This window comes from Cognatundibacterium luofuense (assembly GCF_018139685.1).
Taxonomy (GTDB): Bacteria; Pseudomonadota; Gammaproteobacteria; order Burkholderiales; family Burkholderiaceae_D; genus Undibacterium; species Undibacterium luofuense.
Genome location: NZ_JAGSPN010000088.1, coordinates 1 through 537, shown reverse-complemented (window position 1 = coordinate 537; position 537 = coordinate 1). Strand labels below are relative to the sequence as shown.

Genomic DNA, 537 nt, shown 5'->3' with positions numbered 1-537 from the left:
ATGGTGCCTATCGGGCGTGCTAAAAAAGCAAAGGAGAAAATGGTAAACGCGTACAGCGTGCCTTCGAGGCGATCTTCGAAGGGAAAAAATACTGAAGGGAATACCAGTACCGAAGCAATGGCATAGACGAAAAAATCGAAATACTCAGATGTGCGACCTATAATGACCCCGATCGCGATTTCGCCGGGGTCGACAGAGGTATCCGCATGATCACCACGTTTGGGGGTACTGCCGTGGGCAGAAGGGTGGTTGGCGTACAGTGCGCCATTGTGGCTGCTGATGTTAGGCATAGTCGTCTCCGTCATCGTTGTTATGTCGATGGACGCAGTCGGCAGCTTTTCCCATGCAGGCAGAAAGGGTAGGACAAAACGTCCAATCGCTAATGCTTATCAGTGAGAGTACATTACCACATATTTACGTTCAGACTGGACTTTTCCTGTATGTTTTCTCAATTAGCTCGTCGCGGAATACTGCTGTTGCCCGCAATAATGATGGCTGGATGCAACACAATTGTGATGAATCCATCCGGAAATATTG

General features: G+C 48.6%; 1 pseudogene. It reads right to left on the bottom strand.

The features are described 5' to 3' along the window. A pseudogene (locus tag KDM89_RS22615) lies at positions 1 to 290 on the bottom strand (MFS transporter); the annotation flags it as partial. Positions 291 to 537: the final 247 nt, after the last annotated feature.